The following is an 18,911-nucleotide window of genomic DNA, read 5'->3' as shown; positions in this document are numbered from 1 at the left end:
GGCCGGAGCCGAATCGGTCCGGTGGCTCGGCTCGTCATGTCCAGGCGCGCCACCGGCCGAGCCAGTCGCCGTTACCCCCCGGCCGCCTCGATGAACTCGCGCACGGCGCTGCGCGGGTCTCCCGAGCGCACCAGTTCCTCGCCGACCAGCACCGCGTCGGCTCCCCAACCTCGGTACTCCGCAACATCCTTTGGGCCCGTCACTCCCGATTCCGCGACCTTGACCGTGCCTTCCGGGATGGCCGTCACGAGGTCGGCGAAGACCTTGCGATCCGCGTGCAGCGTCGTCAGGTCCCGAGCGGTGATGCCGAGGAGCTCTGCGCCCGCGGCGATGGCGCGCCGCACTTCGTCGGCCGTGTGTGCCTCCACGAGCGGCGTGAGGCCCAACTCTTTGCACAGCCCCATCCGGTCAGCGAGCCGGCCGTCGTCCAGCGACACGACCATGAGCAGCGCAAGATCGGCGCCGTGCGCGCGAGCCTCCCACAGCTGATAGGGGTCGACGATGAAGTCCTTGCGCAGGACGGGCACATCGACCCGGGCGCGTACGGCGTCCAGGTCGGCGAGAGAGCCGCCGAAACGCCTGCTCTCGGTCAGCACACTGATGGCAGCGGCACCGCCGACCGCGTACTGGCTCGCGAGGGATGCAGGATCGGGGATGTCTGCTAGCGCACCGTTGCTGGGGCTCTTTCGCTTCACCTCGGCGATGACGGACACCCCGGGCGCCCGGAACGCGGGCAGCGGGTCGATCGCGGGTGCCGCGTCCGCTGCCCGGGAGCGCAGCTCCGCCAATGGCGTCGCGCGCTTACGCGCTTCCAGGTCTTCGCGGACTCCCGCGAGGATCCCCGCGCTGCCGCGGACGATGTGCCCGCCCGCCGGGTCGGCGGTGCCGCGGCCGACTCCCGCGAGCGCGAGTGCCCGGCTGTTGACGAGGCTGTTGTGGAAGTCCGAACCCTGCAGGTAGACCGGACGCCTGGTGTTCAGCGAGTCGAGCAGCGTCTTGTCTGCGACGGTGCCCGCGGGCTACAGGCCGACCGGGTTCCGGTCGGTGACGTGGAGCCAGCCGTCCGGGTCCTGAGGCGCCGTGGCGTCCAGCATCTCCTGGAGCATGGCGCGGAACTGCGGAACGGTCATGTTCTGTTTGCGCAGAGACGGGTTCAGGGACCGCATGGCCGCAGCGAGCGGGTGCATGTGCCCGTCCTGGAGGCCCGGCATGACCGTACCTCTGTGGGCGTCGCTGACGACGGTACGGCGGCCGATGCGACGGCGTATCTCCGCGTCGGACCCGACCGTGAGGATCCTTCCGTCGCTGCCGGCGGCCATCACCTGGGCCGGTGCGCCTCCCTGGGCTTCGGTGGACACCGGCCCGTTCAGCACTACGGTGGCCACCCGCGCCGGGGAGCGGCCGGTCGCGGCCCGGGCGGCCGTAGCGGTACCGGCAACCGCGAGCGCACCTGCTCCGGCCGCGGACAGGAACGTCCGCCTGCGCAGCGAGGACAGCGTCAAGACCTATGCCGACCTCGTCAAGCAGGGCCTGCTGCCGCAGCACATCACCCCGGCGCTGCTGATCGACGCCGACCTGGCCAAGAAGCCCCAGGCGGCAGCCGAGTACCTGCGCGACGTGCGCAGACGTTTCGCCGGACCGGCCACGCTGCGACTGACGACGGCCAAGGTGTTCCTCGACGGCGTGATGGAGTTCCCGGCCCAGACCGCCGCCCTGCTGACGCCCTACCCGGGCGCCCAGGGCAAGCCGACCGACCACCGCGGCGACCTGTGCGTCAGCGACCGGGACTACCAGACTCTTGTCGGCGCCCCGGACGCGGACGGGTGGCACATGCACGCGCACGCCATCGGCCACCGGTACGGCGACCCACGTGTTCCAAGTCCTCGACCGGTTCGCGGCCTCGGAACAGCTCCAGGCGCCTCGCCTGTCCGTGACGGCCTCCAGAACTCCGGGCTGCTCGCCCCACGACAGGCCGCCGAGGGAACACTGGACGAGCCGGCCCGCCGCGGCCATGGCCTCCCCCGGCACGCGTCCCAGTATCATCGACGTCACCCTGAGCATGCGAAACCACGAACAGGTCGAACGAAACGTGCAGCTTCACCATCGGCCCGTTCCCGGCGGTCTGTGAGTCGATCTTCGCGCTCGGGCCTGATGGACGTACCGGCGCGGGCCGGTCGCGGGCCGGTCGCGGGAGGAGTGCGCGGTGTCTTTGACAGACAAGGCCATCGAGCACATCCGTGAGCTGATCCGCAGCGGCGCGCTGCCTCCGGGTTCGAAACTGCCACCGGAGGCGGATCTCGCCGCCCAGCTGGGTCTGTCCCGCAACCTCGCCCGCGAGGCCGTCAAGGCACTGGCCGTCGCACGCGTGCTGGAGGTCCGGCGAGGTGATGGCACGTACGTGACCAGTCTGGAGCCCAGCCTGCTGTTCGAAGGCCTCGGCGGAGCCGTGGAACTCCTCCAGAACGACTCGGCCGCTCTGCTGGACTTGATGGAGGTCCGCAGGCTGCTGGAGCCGGCGGCGACCGCGCTGGCCGCCACCCGGATCTCCGACGAGCAGCTCGCCGAGGTCAAGCGCCATCTGGACGCCATGAGCGGGGCCCGGGACGACGTCGAGCAGCTCAACGCCCACGACGTGGCCTTCCACCGGGCCGTGATCTCCGCGACGGGCAACAACTCGCTGCTCACGCTCCTGGAGGGCATATCGGGCCGTACGCTGCGTGCCCGGATCTGGCGCGGCCTGGTCGACGATCAGGCCGCGGGCCGCACGCTCGCCGAACACGAGTCGATCTTCTCGGCCCTCTCAACCCGTGACGCCTTCCTGAGCCAGGCCGCCGCCCTCCTGCATGTCAACAACACGGAGCAGTGGTTGAGGGAACACCTGCACGCCTCGGAGTCACTCGTCACCGGCTCAGTGGGACGTCCACGGGGTGCTCCGGCGAAGCCCCGCCACCAGGAGGAGTGAGGAGCTCACAGGGGCCCACCTGCGGCCCCCTACCAAGCCATGTCGGCAGAGGGCCGGCTCGCTCCGGCATGAGACAGCGGGGCAGGAGATCGACAGCAGTCAGTTCCGGTGCCGGGTGCCTGCCGCTATCGGTGGTGCGGCAGGTGGGGTGGCAGGGCCGGGGTGGTGCCGATGCCGGGTGCGGGCTCGGGCCGCACCAGCAGGACGGGGCACGGGGCGTGGTCGACGATGAAACGGCCGGCATGCCCGAGGCTGCGCGGCCCGGGACGGGTCCGGTCACCGTCGCGGGTGAGGATGAGCAGGTCGGCGCCGTCGACCGCGGCGACGACCTCCCGCTCGACGCGGCCGGTCCGCTCGACATGGGCGCACGGACGGTCCAGACGCTGCGCGGACTCGGCCAGGAACGTCTCGGCGGAGGCGGCGGCCAGCTGCTTCTTCTGCGTGCCGGGGTCGCGTTTGCCATGGCCGCGGCCGAGCAGACCGGCGAAGGCACCGTGCGCCGCGCCCGGGACCTCGGCCGGGGTGACGTGGAGCAGCACGATGTCGGCGTCGTCGGGCGCGTGGGCGCGGACGGCGCTGCTTCGACATGCCGGCGAGGCCGATCTGCGGCACGTCGTCGACGGCTTCGACTCGCCCCGCTGATCACGTCGACGGCGCGGCGACGAACTCGCCGCGCTCGGCCGGGATGCAGCTGAAGTACTGCTCCGGGACCGCGACCTCGCCGGCCACGCTCCGGCGCCGGGGCGGCCGCTGCATCGTTCGACAAGGTGGTCCTGACCCGCTCTGGGATGCCGTCGAGGAGCACCTCGGCCGCTGGCACGCCGCCGGGACACCGGCCATGGGGGAAGCCACCGTGCGCGTGGCACCGGAGGGCCAGGGCAGCCACTGGTCAGGCTTCACGGCCGGCCCCGCACATCCGTCTCCCCCTTGGCGGGTGGGCGGGGCCTTCCGCTGCACGCGAGCGTTCCCAACTCCGGGTCGGACCTTGAGCCGTGACAGCTGTGGCAAGGTACCGGGCGTCAGCCCTTGCCGGAGAGGCGCCAGACCTGGTTCTTCTTGGTGCTCAGCACGTTCGCCGGGTCGCAGGTCCACTGGTGGATCAGCGCGCCGGCCGTGGTGGACACGTTGCTGACGTCGACGCACTTGCCGCTGTGGACGGCGACCAGTTGGTAGTCCTTGCTGTTGCCGAGCGCGGTGACGGGGTTGAGGGTGAACTGCTGGTTGGTGCCGCCGTTGCAGGTGTACTGGATGACGGCGGCGCCGTCGGCGGTGGACGCCCCGGAGACGTCGAGGCACTTGCCGCTGAGGTCGTTCACCACGGTGTACGTGTTCGTCTTGCCGCTCACCGGCTTGAGGTCGAGCATCTGCTGGTAACCGCCCTCGCAGTACCACTGCTGGTACTGCGTTCCGTTCGCGGTGCTCAGGTTGGTGTCGTCCAGGCACTGCCCGCTGTTCTCGCTGACGGCGACCGTGGCGACGGTCGTGTTCGACGGCGGGAGCAGGGTGACGGTGTAGCCGTCCTTGGCGTTCGACCAGGGGATGCTCACCGACGCTGCGTTGTTGCTGACACCCAGGGTGGTGTCGGAGATCGTCTCCGGTCCGGCGACCGCCGCGCCGTTGTCGTACGGGACACGCTGGACGACCGCACGGACCTGGTTGTTCTCCACGACCGACGTGGTGTTGAGGCCGGTGAGGTTGACGGTGACCGTACCGGTGTTGCCGTTGCTGCCGAGCAGGATCTTGGCGTTCTCGGCGGTGTTGTCCTTGGTGGCGAGGCCGTCGGTGTTGGTGCCGGGGACGAGATTGACGATGTTGCCGGTCTGCGAGCCGTAGTAGCGGTACAGGAACCACTCGCCGAGCGGCAGGTACTGGCCGGTGCCGTTCTTGGTGAGCAGGTTCGCCTCGTCGTCGTGCAGGCCCGTGCCGGAGGCCCAGTTGCCGCGCAGACCGTCGGCGCCGGCGCGCTCCAGGCGGCCGACGAACCAGGCGCCGCCGCCCGGGGACTGCATGGACAGGGTGGCGTACTCGTTGATCTGGTAGGGGCGGGAGTGGGGCAACCCGGCCGCTGACAGGACGGAGTTGGCGCGGCCGACGTCGGTGGCGGGGTCGCCCGGCTCGTCGTGCCAGCTGTAGATGTCGGGGGCGACGTTGTTGGCCTTGACGTAGTTCAGGTAGGTGGTCCACCAGGTGTTGGAGGAGTTCGACTGGGAGGCCGTGCTCGGTCCGACGATGAGCTGACCAGGGAAGGCTGTCCGGACCCGGGCGTAGAAGCGCGACCACATCTGCAGGTACTGCGCCTGCGAGGGCTTCCAGAAGCCGGCGCCGTCGGGCTCGTTCCACAGATCCCACTCGACGGTCATGTTGTTGGCTTTGACGTCGTTGATGAGCTGGGTGACGAAGTTGTCGAACTGTGTCCAGTCACCGTTGTCGCCCGGCCAGCCCTGGTTGGTGGTGCCGTCCGCGCCCCACAGGTCGTGCGGGAGCAGCACGAACGTGCCGCCGAGCGCGACGGTCCGTTTGTACTGCGCCAGGGTCGCGTTCCAGCGGGTCTGGTAGTCGGCGAGGCTGGTGGCGTAGCCGCCGCTGTTGAGCTGCGCGCCGCCGGCCCGCATGAAGTGCCACTTGATGTCCTTGAAGAAGTGGTCCTGCGGCAGCGAGCCGTCCGGCGTCATGCCGTAGATCATTCCGGAGGCGTGGTACGTCGGGGCGCCGCCGGCGGTGGCGAAGTCGACGGTGACGCTGGTGTCCGCGGCTTGGGAGGGGGCGGCGGGAACCAGGGTCGAGGCGACGGCGGTCATGAGGAGGACGACGGACGAGAGGGCTCGGCGTCTGGTCCGGAGGACGGTTCTGGGAATGGGCGACTTCATTGTGCGGCTCCTGGGGAGAGGAGAATGAACCGGGACCCGAGTGGCCCCGGGGCTGTGGGGAGGCAGTCGGTCAGTGGCCGTCTCGGTGTGCGTGCGCTTGCGCGAGGAGGAGGTAGCTGCTGGCGGTCCAGGTGTAGGCGCGGTCGCGCAGGCCCGTCCCGGTGAGGGCGTCGAAGTTCTCGGCGAAGCCGTGCGTCTCGCACAGGGCGCGGAAGCGGGCGCTGATGTCGTCGGCCAACCGGTGGTGGCCGGCACGGCGCAGGCCGTCCTCGACGAGGACGGTGGCCGGGGCCCAGATGGGGCCGCGCCAGTAGCCGTCGGGGAGGTAGTGCGGGGAGGTGGGCGGTTCGGTGGCCAGGCCGTACGGCGTCAGATGGGCCTTGATGCGGTCGGCCAGCGCGCTGCTGATCCCGCCGGGCAGGTGTTCGCCCAGCACGATGGGCATCAGGTCCAGGAGGCTGGCGCTGCTCCAGGTGTCCCCGGTTTCGGCCCCGCGGGCGACGAACCGGTCGCCGGTCCAGAGCTGGTCGAGCAGGGCCGTCTGTATCTCCTCGGCCGTGCGTGTCCACCGATCCGCTTCGTCCCGCCTGTTCAACTCCGTGGCCAGGTCGGCGAGTTCGTGCAGCTGGAGGATGAGGAAGGCGGCCAGGTCGGCGGTGACGACCACCCGCTCGGGGTCGAAGGTGGTGGCGTTGTCCCAGCCGCTGTCGTTGCCGTGCTGGTAGTAGGCGAGTTCGGTTCCTGGCGCGCGCCGCGCGGTGAGCCAGAAGTCGGTCCAGCGCGTCAACCGGCCGTACGCCGCGGCCAGTTCCGCCTGGCTGGGCGCCGTCAAAAGCCGACGACGAAGGTGGCCGAAGGCCCAGCCGTGGATGGGCGGCTTCACGAAGTTGTGGAGGACCTCTGAGTGAGTGACCGAGTCCGGCAGGGCCCCGGCGGCGTCCTGGTGGTCGAAGGGCAGGTGGAACTGGTCCAGGGCCAGTCGCGGTGAACCGGGGGCCAGCGCCAGGGCGTTGAAGCAGTGGTCCCAGCTCCATACCTTGTCCATCCAGTGCTTGGACATCAGCACGGCGGGACGGGTGACCAGGCCCGTCGGCGCCACGGTCGCCGACCAGACGACGTACGCGGCGAGTTCGGCTGCCGGGGTGGCGGACGAGCGCCAGGGGGCCACCGCGTCGACGAAGTCCCTGAAGGCCCCCTCTGCGGACTTCATGATGTCGTCGAAGGTCACCGAGGACTTGTACGGCGGGCGGGCTGTGTCGAGTTCCTCGACCGCGATCTCCCAGGTGCCGTCCGCCTCCGCGGTCACGGCGACACCGCGGTCGGCGCTGCCCAGGGCCTGGGCTCCGGCCGTCGCGGCGAGGGTGCCGGACAGCACGGTGACGCGGTAGCGGCGTCCGGTCTCGTACGACGTGAAGATGTGCGCGTCCGCCGCCGGGTCGTGGAAGAAGTACGTTCCGCTGAACGGGGTCAGGGTCTGTGCGGCGGCGAAGACGCCGAAGCCCAGGCCGTTCCCCCGCAGTCGTACGGTGTCCGGTGACTCGTAGGCAAGGTCGACGCGCCCGCTCGCGCCGGCCCAGCTGAGCAGGCCCGGTGTCGCCTCGACGCGGGTCTCGACACGCTCCCCCGCGGCCGGGTCCAGAGGGACCAGGCGCAGGACGGCGTGCATGCCGTTCTGGTGCGAGACAAGGTGGAGATCTTCGGCGTAGGTCTTCTCCGCGACGACGGGCGAGATGTCGAACCAGGAGCCGTAGGTGCTGAACGGGATGTCGTGGACGGAGAAGGCCGGGCCGGTTCGGACGGCGGTCATACGGTGGGACTCGTTTCTGGGGCAGGGGCGAAGGTCGGCCGACCCGCAGTCGGGTCAGCCGTCGTGCGGGAGTGGGAGGGGCTGTCAGTCCTTGACGGCACCGGCGGTCACGCCGGCGGCGACGTAGCGCTGGGCGAGGACGAGGATGACCGCGGCGGGCAGGGAGGCGACGACCGCGGTGGCCATGATGGCGTTCCACTGCTGGTTGTTGTTGCCGATGTAGTGGTAGATGCCGAGAGTGATCGGCTCGTGGGCGCCGCCGCCCGCGAGGGTGCTGGCGAAGACGAAGTCGGACCAGGACCACAGGAACGCGAACAGGGACACCGTGACGACGGCGTTGCGGCTGATCGGCAGGACGACGGACCAGAAGGTGCGCAGCGGCCCGGCGCCGTCGGTCGTGGCGGCCTGGAGCAGTTCACCGGGGATGCCGGACATGAACGCGGTGAAGATGAGGACGCCGAACGGGACGGCCAGGGTCGAGTCGGCGACGATCAGGCCGGGGACGGACTGGAGCAGACCGAGCTGGAGGTAGATGGCGTAGAAGCCCATCGCCATGATGATGCCCGGGATCATCTGGGCGGCCAGCAGGACGAAGTTCAGGATGCCGGCGCCGCGCGGGCGCAGCTTGGCCAGGGCGTAGCCGGCGGGAGCGGAGAGGGCGACGGTCAGGACGACGGTGCCCAGGCCGATGACGAGGCTGGTGCCGAGGTAGGGCAACTGCTCGTCGAGCACGGTGCGGTAGCCGGCCAGGGTGCCGTGCAGCGGCAGCAGGTCCGGCGGGCTCTTGCGCATGTCCTGGTCACGGGTGAGGGAGACGTTGAGCATCCAGTAGACCGGGAAGAGCATGATCCCGGTCAGCAGCACGCCGATCGTGGTCTTCGCCCGGTTGCGCCTGGGGCTCCGGCTCATGACAGCGCCTGCCTTCTCTGGGCCCGGACGTAGACCAGGCCGAAGACCAGGGCGACGACCACGAGCAGGTTGCCGACGGCCGCGCCGGGGCCGAAGGCGGGCAGGAGGTTGCCGAAGCCGAGCTGGTAGGACCAGGTGGCGAGGGTGGTGGACGAGTCCGCCGGGCCGCCCTTGGTCATGATCCAGATGATGTCGAAGACCTTGAGCGTGTAGATCAGACCGAGCAGCAGCGTGATCGCGGACACCGGGCGCAGCAGCGGGAAGGTGACCCGCAAGAAGCGCTGCCAGGCGTTCGCCCCGTCGATGGCGGCGGCCTCGTACAGGCTCGCGGGGATCGATTGCAGGCCGCTGTAAAGGACCACCAGGTTGAACGGGACGCCGATCCAGACGTTGGCGATGATCACCGAGGCCAGCGACCAGGACGGCGAGGTCAACCAGTCGACCGGCCCGATTCCGATGGCGTGCAGGGCGGCGTTGACGACACCCGACTCGCTGCCCAGCATCCACGACCAGGTGGAGGCCGAGACGATCAGCGGCAGCAGCCAGGGCACCAGGAACAGGGCTCGCAGGGTGGCGGAGAGCCGGAAGTTCTGGTTGAAGAACACCGCGAGTCCGAGCCCGATGGCGTACTGGAAGGCCAGGCACACGGTGGTGAACAGCGCGGTGTGGACCAGGGCCGGGGCGAAGGTCGGGTCGGCGAAGACCTTGCGGTAGTTCGCCAGGCCGGTGAACGGGGCGTCGCCCTGGACGAAGGAGCGGACGGTGTAGTCGCGCAGGCTCAGGTCGAGGTTGCGGTAGAGCGGGTAGGCGTAGAAGAGGGCGAGATAGACGGTCACCGGGGCGAGGAATCCCCAGGCGGCCCACTGGGTGGAGGTGGGCCGAAGGCGTTTCGTGGCGGGGGTCGGGGGCGGGACGGCGGCCGCCCCGTTGCGGACGTGCTCGGACGGGTGGTCCGACAGCTGTGTCGTGTGGTTCATCAAGGACCCTTGTGATCGGGCTACTTGGCGGCGGACTGGGCCGCGGACAGCGCGTCCTTGGGGGACTTGGACCCGCTGAGGGCGGACTGAACGGCCTTCCACATCTGCTCGGAGATCTTGGGGTACGTGGTGCCCAGGCCGTCGCTGGTGCGGCCCTTGGCCGCCTTGACCGCGTCGACCCACGGCTTCAGGTCGGCGTTCGCGGCCACCTGCTTGTCCTGGACCTCGCTGGTGGGGGCCACGTAGGACAGGGTGGTGTCGGTGTCGTAGAGGTTGTCGGCACTGGTCAGGCAGGTCACCAGCTTCTCGGAGGTGGCGTAGCGGCCGGTGTCCTGCTGGACCGGGACGGTCACGAACTCGCCGCCGGTCGGGGCTGCGGTGTTGCCGCCCGTGGCGGCCGGTATGGGCAGCACCCCGTAATCGAAGCCGGCCTTCTTGGCGCCTGCGAGCTGCCAGGTGCCGTTCTCGGCGAACGCGTAGTCGCCGCTGGCGAACTCCTGCCAGCTGGTGGTCTGGGTGTTGTTGAGCACCGAGTTGGGCGCGTAGCCGTTCTTCAGCCAGTCCTTCCACAGGGTCAGCGCGGACACGCCCTGGGAGGAGTCGAGTGCGGTCAGCTTGGCACCCGAGCCCCAGAACCAGGGCAGGAACTGGAAGCTGCCTTCCTCCGTGCCGATCGCTGAGAACGTGATGCCCTTCTTGCCCGCCTGCTTGACCTTGGCCAGCGCGGCCGTCAGCGACGTCCAGTCCTTGACCGAGGCGATGTCGACGCCTGCCTGCTTCAGCACCTTCTTGTTGTAGTAGAGGGCGAGGGTGTTGGCGCCGATCGGCGTGCCGTACGTCTTGCCGCCCGACTGGCCGGCCGCGAGCAGATTGGGGTCCACCTTCGAGGTGTCCAGCTTGGTGTCGTCCGTCGTGGTGAGCACGCCGGCCTCAGCCAGCGTGGACACCATCGGGTTGTCGACGATGAGGACGTCCGGCGAGTTGCCCTGCTGCGCCGCCAGGAGGGTCTTGTTGCCCAGGTCGCTGGTGTCGAAGGCGGTCCGCTTGATCTTCACTCCGGCCTTGGTGCCGCACTGGTCCAGCAGCTTCGCCCAGGCCGAGGTCTTGTCGAACTGAGGGTAGGGGTCCCAGACGGTGTACGTGCCGCTGCCGGGACCCTTGGTGCTGGTGCCGCCGGAGCCGGAGGAGCAGGCGGCGGCACCGGCGGCCACGGTCATGACGGCCAGGGATGCGGCGGTCAGACGACACTGTCTGGAGAAGCTGTTCATTGCGAGGGTTCCTTTGGTCTGGGCATGCGGGTGCCGACGGCACGGGGTGATGAGGAGGAACGGGCACGCCGAACAGCACCGATGAGCTGTCGGTCGATCGGCGGTGGAGTAGGTCCACGGGGGCTACCCGTGGAATGGGGTCAGGACGCCGTAGCGGGCCCGGTGCTGGCACGCAGGGAGATCGGCGGCACGAGGAGATGGTTCCGGGGCGGTACGTCGGGGTGGTCGAGGCGCTCCACCAGCAGGTCGACGGCGCGCCGGCCCATCTCCTCCGCCGGCACGTCGGCGGCGGTGAGCTGCGGGGTCACCGTCTCCGCCCACCGGCCGGCGACGACCCCGGTGACGGAGAAGTCGCGCGGCACATGGCGGCCCGCCTGGGCGAGCCCGCGGTAGAGGCCGCCGAGCGCGGCCTCGTTCAGCGTGACCAGGGCCGTGGTGGCCGGGTCGTCGTGCAGGATCTGTTCCAGGCAGGCCTGGCCCGATGCCGCGTCGTCCCCGCAACAGTACGTCCGCACGGTCAGCCCGCGTTCGGCCGCGGCCTTGGTGAAGCCGTCCAGGCCACGATGCGCGGACTCGTATCCGGCCCGCAACAGTTGCTCGGGACGGTTGACGAAGGCGACCCTGCGGTGGCCGAGGTCCGCCAGGTGGTGCACGCAGGCCGCCGCCAGCGCGGTGTGATCCAGGCCCACCCACCAGCCGCCCTCCGGATGGGCGGTGCGGCCGATGGCGACCGAGGGGAAGTCCAGGGCGGCCAGGTGATCGACCCGGTCGTCCTCCAGTCTGATCTCCATCAGGATCGCCCCGTCGACCCTCCGCTCCCCCAGCAATCGCTGGAACGAGCGGTCGCTGTCCACACCGCTCGGTGACAGCAGCACGTCGTAGTCGTGGGCCGCGGCGGCCTCCACCACACTGCCGATGAAGTCCAGCTGCATCCCGGTGTAGTGGTTGCCGGCCGGAGGGAACACCAGGCCGATCGTGCTGGTCCGGCCGTTGGCCAGGGCGCGTGCGCTGGCATTCGGGCGGTAACCCAACTCGTCGATGACCTGCTGGACCTTCCGGCGGGTGTCGTCCGAGACCGGGCGCTTGCCGCTCAGCGCGTAGGAAACGGTGCTCCGTGAAACACCGGCCCGCCGCGCGATCTCACCGATATTCACGACGACTCCTTTTTCGAACCGGTTCGACTCTACGAAGAGGGAGCGGGTCGCCGGTCGTGAGGGCGTGGAAACGGATCAGGAGCGAGAGCCGGTCGTCGAACCGGTTCACGTGAAGTGAAGGTAGGAACTCCTCGAACTCCTGTCAACACTCCTGGATCAACCTCTCCGACCCGTATCGCTCCGAGGAGAACCTTGTGTTGAAGGGATTGCTGGTCAGCCTCACCGGTGCTAGCTTCCCGAACCCGTTCGATGAAGCAATCCTTCCCACAGCCATGGACGCACGCCGCGCCTGCCCCCGAGCGCAGGGGCACGAACCCCGCCATCCAGAAGATTTGCCCAGTACCGCTCGCCGCGCCACCGAACCGGTTCGACGCACACGCCGCCATCGGGATCCACGTATGTGAGGACTCGGAGGACCCCATCCATGCCATTCGCTGACAGATCCGCCCGGCGACGCCGGGGGCCGGCCGCCGTGGCCGTCGCTCTGGGCGCGGGCCTGCCGGTCGCGCCGGCCGCCCCCGCCCAGGCGGCGGACCCGCCCCAGCCGGCCGCCCACTACACCTTCGACCAAGACGACCTGGCCACTGGGAAGATCGCCGACAGTTCCGGCAACGGCCTCACAGCGAGCCTGGTGAACGGCTCCACCGCCCAGTCCATCGCGGGCGCGGACGGCGGGAAGGCTCTGGCCTTGCCCGGCGGGGCGCCCGATTCGGATGGTGCGTACCTCCGTCTGCCCCGCGAAGTGCTCGGGGACGCGGCGGACCTGACGGTCTCCGCCCGCGTGACATGGAGCGGTGACGCCTCGCCCTGGCAACGGATCTTCGACCTTGGCACCAACACCACGAAGTACCTTTTCACCACCCCCTCCGATAACGGTGGCGTGCTGCGCACCGCCGTCACCACCGGCGGTGGCGGCGCCGAGGCCCAGGTGAGCGGCTACGACGCGCTTCCCGCGAACCAGTGGCGAACCATCACCGTCACGCTCGACAGCTCCGCCCGGCGCGTCACCGCCTACCTCGACGGGGTCGCAGTGTCCTCCGCCGCGACCGACGTCAGGGCCAAGGACCTACTGGACAGCTCCGCCACAGCCGCCGGTTACATCGGCAAGTCCCTCTACCCGGACCCGCTGTTCAAGGGCGCGATCGACGACTTCACCGTATGGCACACCGCGCTCACCCCCGACCAGGTGGCCGGTACGGTCGAGCACGTGCCCAGCCTCCGGCAGCTCTCGCAGACGTCGTTCGGCGTGCGTACGACGACGAAGACCGCCCCGTCCCTCCCGGCCGCCGTCCGCTCCTCCTTCTCCGACGGGTACGACCGCGACACGCCGGTCGTCTGGGATGCCGTACCGTCCGAGAAGTACGCCCGGCCGGGGACCTTCACGGTGGCCGGCACGGCGGCCGGGCGCGCGGTGGAGGCGACGGTCACCGTCGTCCGCGAGGGACAGCTGGAGGTGGATCTCGGCTCGGACACCGGCGCCTTCCACGGCGGCGCCTCCGGCACCCTCTACGGCGTGTACGGGCCGGACGTCCCCACCAACAACCTCATCGAGGGGATGGGCCTGCGCACGGTCTCCACCAAGGCCCAGGACGGCCCGCAGCACCCCGGCGCCGACGCGCTGGACGTGGTCAAACCGCTCGCCGACTCCACCCACGGTGACGTGTACGTCTACATGACCGACGTCCACCGCGGCTTCCCGTACGAGTGGCCCGGCGACACCCCAGAGGAGAGGCTCAGACTCTACGAGGAGAAGATCGCGAAGCAGGTCGACCAGGTCCTGCAGCTGCCGAAGCAGTACCAGGACCACATCGTCTTCGTGCCGTTCAACGAGCCCGAGGGCAACATGTTCGGCACCGGCGAGTGGAGCTACGACAAGGTCAGCTGGCTCACCGACCCCAGGGACTACTTCGCCGCCTGGGACGAGGTCTACGAACTCATCAAACGCAGGATGCCCAGTGCCCGCATAGCCGGCCCCAACACCAGTGTTCTGTTCGACCAGGTGAAGGGCTTTCTCAGCCACGCCCTCGCCGCCGGCACCCTCCCGGACGTCGTCACCTGGCACGAGCTGAGCCACCCGGAGGCGGTGCGCCAGAGCGTCGCCACGTACCGGGCCTGGGAGAAGGAGCTGTTCAAGGGCACTGGCAAGGAAGGCACCCAGCTCCCGGTCAACATCAACGAGTACGCCTTCAACTACCACACCTCGGTGCCCGGACAGATGATCCAGTGGGTGTCGGCGATCGAGGAGTCCAAGGTGGACGCCGACGTCGCGTACTGGAACATCGACGGCAACCTCTCCGACTCCGCTGTGCAGTCCAACCGCGGCAACGGCCAGTGGTGGCTGCTGCACTCGTACGCCTCGATGAGCGGGCACACGGTGAAGGTGAACCCGCCGTTCCCCGGCCAGAACTACACCATGCAGGGCGTGGCCACGCTCGACAAGCAGAAGAAACAGGCCCGGCTGCTCTTCGGCGGGTCCAACGGCAAGGGCCACATCACCTTCGCGGGCGTCCCCAAGACGGTCTTCGGGCATCGCGTGCACGCCTGGGTGCGGGAGATCGAGTGGAGCGGCCAGGTGGGCGACAACTCCGGGCCGAAGCTGCTCACCGAGACGAACCTGAAGGTCGGTGACGACGGCAAGGTCGTCGTCGACTTCGGCGAGGGCGCGCTGCCGAGGCTGAAGGAGTCCTCGGCGTACGAGATCGTCCTCAGCCCGGCCGGCGGGGCGAAGGGCACTCAGTCACCGCCCGTGCGCTGGCAGGGATCCTACGAGGCGGAGGACGCCGCCCACACCGGGTCCGGCTACTCAAAGAACGGCCCGGAGGGTTCGACCGCCGATGTGTCGAAGTTCTACACCTCCGGCGGCTACGACGTCGGCGGGCTGCGCACCGGCTCGGATGTCACGCTGGACTTCGGCGTGGACGTGCCCGAGGACGGCACCTACGACCTGAGCGTCTTCGCCAACTCCCTGAACACCTACGACAAGGTGAAGGAACAGGGCCCCACCAACGTCTTCCTGCGGGTGGACGGCACGGCGGACAGCGAACAGCAGCTGTTCCTGCCGCTCGGCTACAAGTGGGTGGTCTGGGACCACACCGACACAAAGGTCCGCCTCCCCAAGGGCAGACACACCCTCACACTCGCCGCGAAGAGCCTCGACGGCAAGCGCGCGACCAAGGGGGACGCCATCGTCGACCGGCTCACCTTGTCCCTGCCGAGCGCGTCGGCGGCCACCGAGGTCTACGAGGGCGAACTGGCCTGGACGAGCGGCGGAGCGCGTCCCGTCTACGACCTGCCGGAGCACACCGGGACCCCTGCCACCGGCTCGGGCGCGGTCCGGGTCGCCAAGAACCAGACGGCCACGTTCTGGGTCTACTCGCCCGCCGACCGAGAAGCCACTCTCAAGGTCGACACACTCGGCGGAGGGGACGCCCGGCTCTCCGTCAACGGGCACGATGTCCTGCGCCTGTCCAAGGACAAGGACGAGGTGGCCGTCTCGCTCTCGGGCGGCATCAACAAGGTGACGGTGACCGGCGGTCCGTCCGCCACGTTCGTCGACCGGCTCACGGTCGGACTCACCGACGGAACACTGAAGGCGCGTACGTACGAGGCGCAGGAGGCCAAGCTCAGGGGCTCGGCCATGCTGACCCCGCTGTCCCTGGCGACCGACGGCACGGCGATCACCGGGATCGGGGGCGATCCGGGCAACGGGAACACGGCGACGTTCACGGTCGAGGCGGACGCGGCCGGCCTGTACGCACTGCGCGTCCGCTACTCCAACCCCGAGCAGTCGCAGGCCACCCACTACAACCCCGACCCGCTCGCCCGCCACGCCGATGTCACCGTCAACGGCGGCACGGTGCAGCGTGTCAGCTTTCCGCACACCTTCCACCGGAACAACTTCTGGGAACTGACCGTCCCGGTCCACCTCGAAAAGGGACAGAACACGATCACTTTCCGCTCCGAGGAACTGCCGAACTTCGACGGGACGACCTACGCCTCGGACACCTTCCCCGGCATCCTGCTCCGCTCCCGCTACGCACCGCTGATCGACCGGGTAGCCATCGCACCGTACGCACGGGAAGTGCGGTGAGCTGATCACCACCGCCGGGCCGGTGCGCAGGCAATCCGCGCCCCGAGTCACCACTCCCCTGCGGCCGGCCCGGCGATTCAGCAAGCATCCGCTTTGGGCTGTGCCGATGGCGGTTCGAGTCGCCGGAGGCGCAGTACAGACCCGGAACGGGGACGCAGCGACACCGACTCACCCCATACCCCATGAAGACGAACTGGTTCGGAAACCAAGCCGCGCCTGCCCGACGACCACGCCGCACCACCTACGAATCCCCAGATCCCCGACGGAGTCGCTCAATGGACCCAGGGCTCGCGGTACGCGACCGGAGCGATGCGTCACCTGCTTTCGAAATTTCGAAGGTGCCGGCGCTCAGTGGTGGCCGGGGGCCGGGCTGTGCTGCTGCGCTCGACCAGGCTGGTAGCCAGGTCTACACGCAGCGCGGACGGCGGGTTGCCCCGGGCGAGGTCGATCACCATGCGCGCGGCGACTTCGGCCATCTCGGTCAGCGGCTGGCGGACGGTGGTCAGGGGTGGGCCGACCCACCGGGCGATGGGCAGGTCGTCGAAGCCGACTACGCTGAGATCCTCCGGGATTCGTAGGCCCAGCTCCCGCGCGGCCTCGTAGAGGCCGAGCGCCTGCAGGTCGTTGCCGGTGAAGATCGCCGTGGGCCGGTCCTTGCGGCGCAGCAGCTCAAGGCCCTCCCGGTAGCCGGTTTCGTGGTGGAAGCTGCCCTCGCGGATCAGTTCGGGATCGAAGGCGACGCCGGTCGTCTCCAACGCGGCCCGATAGCCGTCGATCCGGGCGCGGCTGCACATCATCCACCGTGGGCCGGCGACCATGCCGATGCGCCGGTGGCCCAGGTCGAGCAGGTGGCGGGTGGCGGCGACGCCGCCGTTCCAGTTGGTCGTTCCGACCGCCGGCAGGTCCTGACCGGGATCCCCTGCCGGGTCCATCACCACGAACGGGATGTCACGACTGGTCAGTTGTGCTTGCTGGGCCCTGTCGAGCCCGGACAGCACCAGGAGCACGCCCGTGGGGCGGCGGGCGAGCACCCCGTCCAGCCAGGACTGCCCAAGGCTGAGCCGGCCCGAGGACTGCGACAGGACGACGCTCATTCCCTCCTCGCGGACGACGTTCTCGACCCCGCGGATGACCTCCATCGCCCAGGCGCTCTCCAGCTCGTGGAACGCCAGCTCCAGCAATGGGCTGGACGGGGCGCTGTTGCCGCGGCGCCGCTGGTAGCCGTACTGGTGCAGCAGTTCCTCCACCCGCTCCCGGGTGGAGGAGGCGACGTCCGCGCGGCCGTTGAGGACTTTCGAAACAGTCGGTGTGGACACTCCCGCCTCGCGCGCGATTTCGGCGAGTGTCGCCGCTCTGGTCACGATCCCTCCTGTGCTGCCCTGGTGCGCGACGTACGAAGTCCTTGCGACTGTACGGGACGGATGCCAGCTGGTCAGGGCTTCGCCGTTACGCCCGTATCGAGATGGGCCTGCCAGATCCTTGACGGCGGTCGATGTGACGCCTAGGTTTCCCGCATCATTCGGAACTTGCTTCGAAACTATCGACGGATGGCGAGCCATGGGTTCTCTTCGCGTGACCGTTCACAACAGTGCAACCCGGAACAGATTCGTCGCAGTAGCGGCAGCGACCGCGCTGGTGCTCGGTCTGACCGCCGCATGCGGGTCCAGCGGCGGCTCCAACTCCGGGACGATCCACGTCCTCGTCTACGGGGACGCCGCGAACAAGGTCGAGAAGCAGATCGTCGACACGTTCAACAAGACCTCGAAGGTCAAGGCGGTGCTGGACACCATCCCGGGCGCCGACTACCAGCAGAAGCTCAACACGATCATCAACACCCCGCAGGCCCCGGACATCTTCTTCAACTGGGGCGGCGGCAGCATCGCGCCCTTCGCCAAGAAGAACCTCCTGCTCCCCCTGGACGACATGATCGCCAAGGACCCGGGGCTCAAGTCCCACTTCCTCCCCTCGGTATTCAACACCGCGGTGGTCGACGGCAAGTCCTACGGTGTCCCGATGCGGGGAACGCAGCCCGTGCTGCTCTTCAACAACAAGAAGGTCCTGGCGAGCGCCGGCCTGAGCGTCCCGCGGACCTGGGACGACCTGATCAACGACGTCAAGGTGCTCAAGGCCAAGGGCCTGACCCCGATCGCGCTCGGCGGCGGCGACCAGTGGCCCAGCCTCATGTGGTTCGAGTACGTCTTCGACCGGGTCGCCGGACCGGACCTGTTCCAGAAGGCGCTCGCAGGTGACAAGAGCGCGTGGGCCGGCCCGGACAGCCAGAAGGCTCTGGGCATGCTGAAGCAGCTGATCGACGCCGGCGCTTTCGGCGGCAGCTTCGACTCGGTGAAGTTCACCGACGGCGGGTCCCCGGCGCTGCTGGCCAAGGGCAAGGCCGCCTTCGAGCTGATGGGCTCCTGGGAGTACTCCACCCAGCAGTCCAACAACCCCGACTTCGCCAAGAACGACCTCGGCTACAGCGCCTTCCCGACCGTCAGCGGCGGCAAGGGCGACCCGAAGGACGTCGTCGGCAACACCAACAACTTCTACTCCGTCGTGAAGAAGACCCGGCACCCCGACGCCGTGGCGGCCTTCCTCAAGCTCATGTACTCCGACGAGTTCGTGAAGGCACAGCTCGGCATAGGCAACCTGCCGACCACCACCAACACGGCCAACTTCCTGTCCACCTCGGCCAGCCCGGACTACTCGCAGTTCCAGTTCGGCCTGGTCAAGGCTGCGCCGTCGTTCCAGCTGTCCTGGGACCAGGCCTACCCGCCGGCGGCGGCCACGCCGCTCCACACGGCCGTTCAGAAGTTCTTCGACGGCAAGAGCGACGCCAACGGCTTCATCCAGGCGATGCAGTCGCTGTCCAATTCCTGA

General features: G+C 69.1%; 14 protein-coding genes. 4 read left to right on the top strand and 10 right to left on the bottom strand.

Features of this window, described 5'->3' with window-relative positions; all coding sequences use genetic code 11:
- Nucleotides 1–71: 71 nt before the first annotated feature.
- A complete protein-coding gene (gene trpC, locus ADK64_RS15130; RefSeq protein ID WP_107092997.1) occupies nucleotides 72–980 on the bottom strand; it encodes an indole-3-glycerol phosphate synthase TrpC in 909 nt (302 codons plus the stop codon).
- Nucleotides 981–1,019: 39 nt separating this feature from the next.
- The gene (locus tag ADK64_RS45910) at nucleotides 1,020–1,211 is read right to left on the bottom strand and encodes a hypothetical protein (protein WP_159046255.1); all 192 of its coding nucleotides are present in this window, start codon (nucleotides 1,209–1,211) and stop codon (nucleotides 1,020–1,022) included.
- Between ADK64_RS45910 and ADK64_RS46650 the strand changes: the two genes are divergently transcribed.
- Together ADK64_RS46650 and ADK64_RS15120 are read left to right on the top strand one after the other, a co-directional pair.
- Complete coding sequence (locus ADK64_RS46650; protein ID WP_199829616.1) at nucleotides 1,210–2,241, top strand: hypothetical protein; 1,032 nt, start codon at nucleotides 1,210–1,212, stop codon at nucleotides 2,239–2,241. The two genes, ADK64_RS45910 and ADK64_RS46650, sit on opposite strands and share 2 nt — an antisense overlap.
- On the top strand, nucleotides 2,204–2,962 hold the full coding sequence (locus ADK64_RS15120; protein ID WP_053659087.1) for a FadR/GntR family transcriptional regulator: 759 nt from the start codon (nucleotides 2,204–2,206) through the stop codon (nucleotides 2,960–2,962). The genes ADK64_RS46650 and ADK64_RS15120 overlap by 38 nt, the downstream gene beginning before the upstream one ends.
- Before the next feature lie 125 nt (nucleotides 2,963–3,087).
- On the opposite strand, the gene ADK64_RS47235 is transcribed toward ADK64_RS15120, so the two are convergent.
- The 7 genes from ADK64_RS47235 to ADK64_RS15085 form a co-directional block, all read right to left on the bottom strand.
- Nucleotides 3,088–3,501 (bottom strand): universal stress protein, encoded by a 414-nt coding sequence (locus ADK64_RS47235; RefSeq protein WP_234384578.1) that lies wholly within the window; start codon nucleotides 3,499–3,501, stop codon nucleotides 3,088–3,090.
- Between the two features lie 480 nt (nucleotides 3,502–3,981).
- Nucleotides 3,982–5,760: an RICIN domain-containing protein gene (locus ADK64_RS15110; protein WP_053659086.1), complete on the bottom strand. Its 1,779-nt coding sequence runs from the start codon at nucleotides 5,758–5,760 to the stop codon at nucleotides 3,982–3,984.
- A gap of 139 nt (nucleotides 5,761–5,899) precedes the next feature.
- Complete coding sequence (locus tag ADK64_RS15105) at nucleotides 5,900–7,636, bottom strand: amylo-alpha-1,6-glucosidase (protein ID WP_053659084.1); 1,737 nt, start codon at nucleotides 7,634–7,636, stop codon at nucleotides 5,900–5,902.
- A gap of 84 nt (nucleotides 7,637–7,720) precedes the next feature.
- Nucleotides 7,721–8,545, bottom strand: a complete 825-nt coding sequence (locus tag ADK64_RS15100) for a carbohydrate ABC transporter permease (RefSeq protein WP_053659082.1) — start codon at nucleotides 8,543–8,545, stop codon at nucleotides 7,721–7,723.
- Nucleotides 8,542–9,522: a carbohydrate ABC transporter permease gene (locus tag ADK64_RS15095; RefSeq protein ID WP_053659080.1), complete on the bottom strand. Its 981-nt coding sequence runs from the start codon at nucleotides 9,520–9,522 to the stop codon at nucleotides 8,542–8,544. Before ADK64_RS15095 ends, ADK64_RS15100 begins: the two co-directional genes overlap by 4 nt.
- Before the next feature lie 20 nt (nucleotides 9,523–9,542).
- Nucleotides 9,543–10,790 carry a sugar ABC transporter substrate-binding protein gene (locus ADK64_RS15090; protein ID WP_053659079.1) on the bottom strand — a complete coding sequence of 416 codons (1,248 nt, stop codon included), beginning with the start codon at nucleotides 10,788–10,790 and terminating at the stop codon, nucleotides 9,543–9,545.
- 140 nt (nucleotides 10,791–10,930) lie between these two features.
- Nucleotides 10,931–11,944 (bottom strand): LacI family DNA-binding transcriptional regulator, encoded by a 1,014-nt coding sequence (locus ADK64_RS15085; protein WP_053659078.1) that lies wholly within the window; start codon nucleotides 11,942–11,944, stop codon nucleotides 10,931–10,933.
- A gap of 424 nt (nucleotides 11,945–12,368) precedes the next feature.
- On the opposite strand from ADK64_RS15085, the gene ADK64_RS15080 reads away from it, so the two are divergent.
- The gene (locus ADK64_RS15080; protein ID WP_078992659.1) at nucleotides 12,369–16,034 is read left to right on the top strand and encodes a LamG-like jellyroll fold domain-containing protein; all 3,666 of its coding nucleotides are present in this window, start codon (nucleotides 12,369–12,371) and stop codon (nucleotides 16,032–16,034) included.
- Between the two features lie 314 nt (nucleotides 16,035–16,348).
- Here ADK64_RS15080 and ADK64_RS15075 read toward each other — a convergent pair whose 3' ends face one another.
- Nucleotides 16,349–17,395 (bottom strand): LacI family DNA-binding transcriptional regulator, encoded by a 1,047-nt coding sequence (locus ADK64_RS15075; protein ID WP_234384577.1) that lies wholly within the window; start codon nucleotides 17,393–17,395, stop codon nucleotides 16,349–16,351.
- 196 nt (nucleotides 17,396–17,591) lie between these two features.
- Here ADK64_RS15075 and ADK64_RS15070 point away from each other — a divergent pair, with 196 nt between their 5' ends.
- Entirely contained in the window at nucleotides 17,592–18,911 is a 1,320-nt protein-coding gene (locus ADK64_RS15070) for an ABC transporter substrate-binding protein (RefSeq protein WP_053659073.1), read from the top strand.

The sequence above is a fragment of the Streptomyces sp. MMG1121 genome, from assembly GCF_001280015.1.
In the GTDB taxonomy this organism is placed as follows: Bacteria; Actinomycetota; Actinomycetes; order Streptomycetales; family Streptomycetaceae; genus Streptomyces.
Note: the sequence above shows the minus strand (reverse complement) of the source record. Positions and strands in the feature narration are given on the sequence as shown.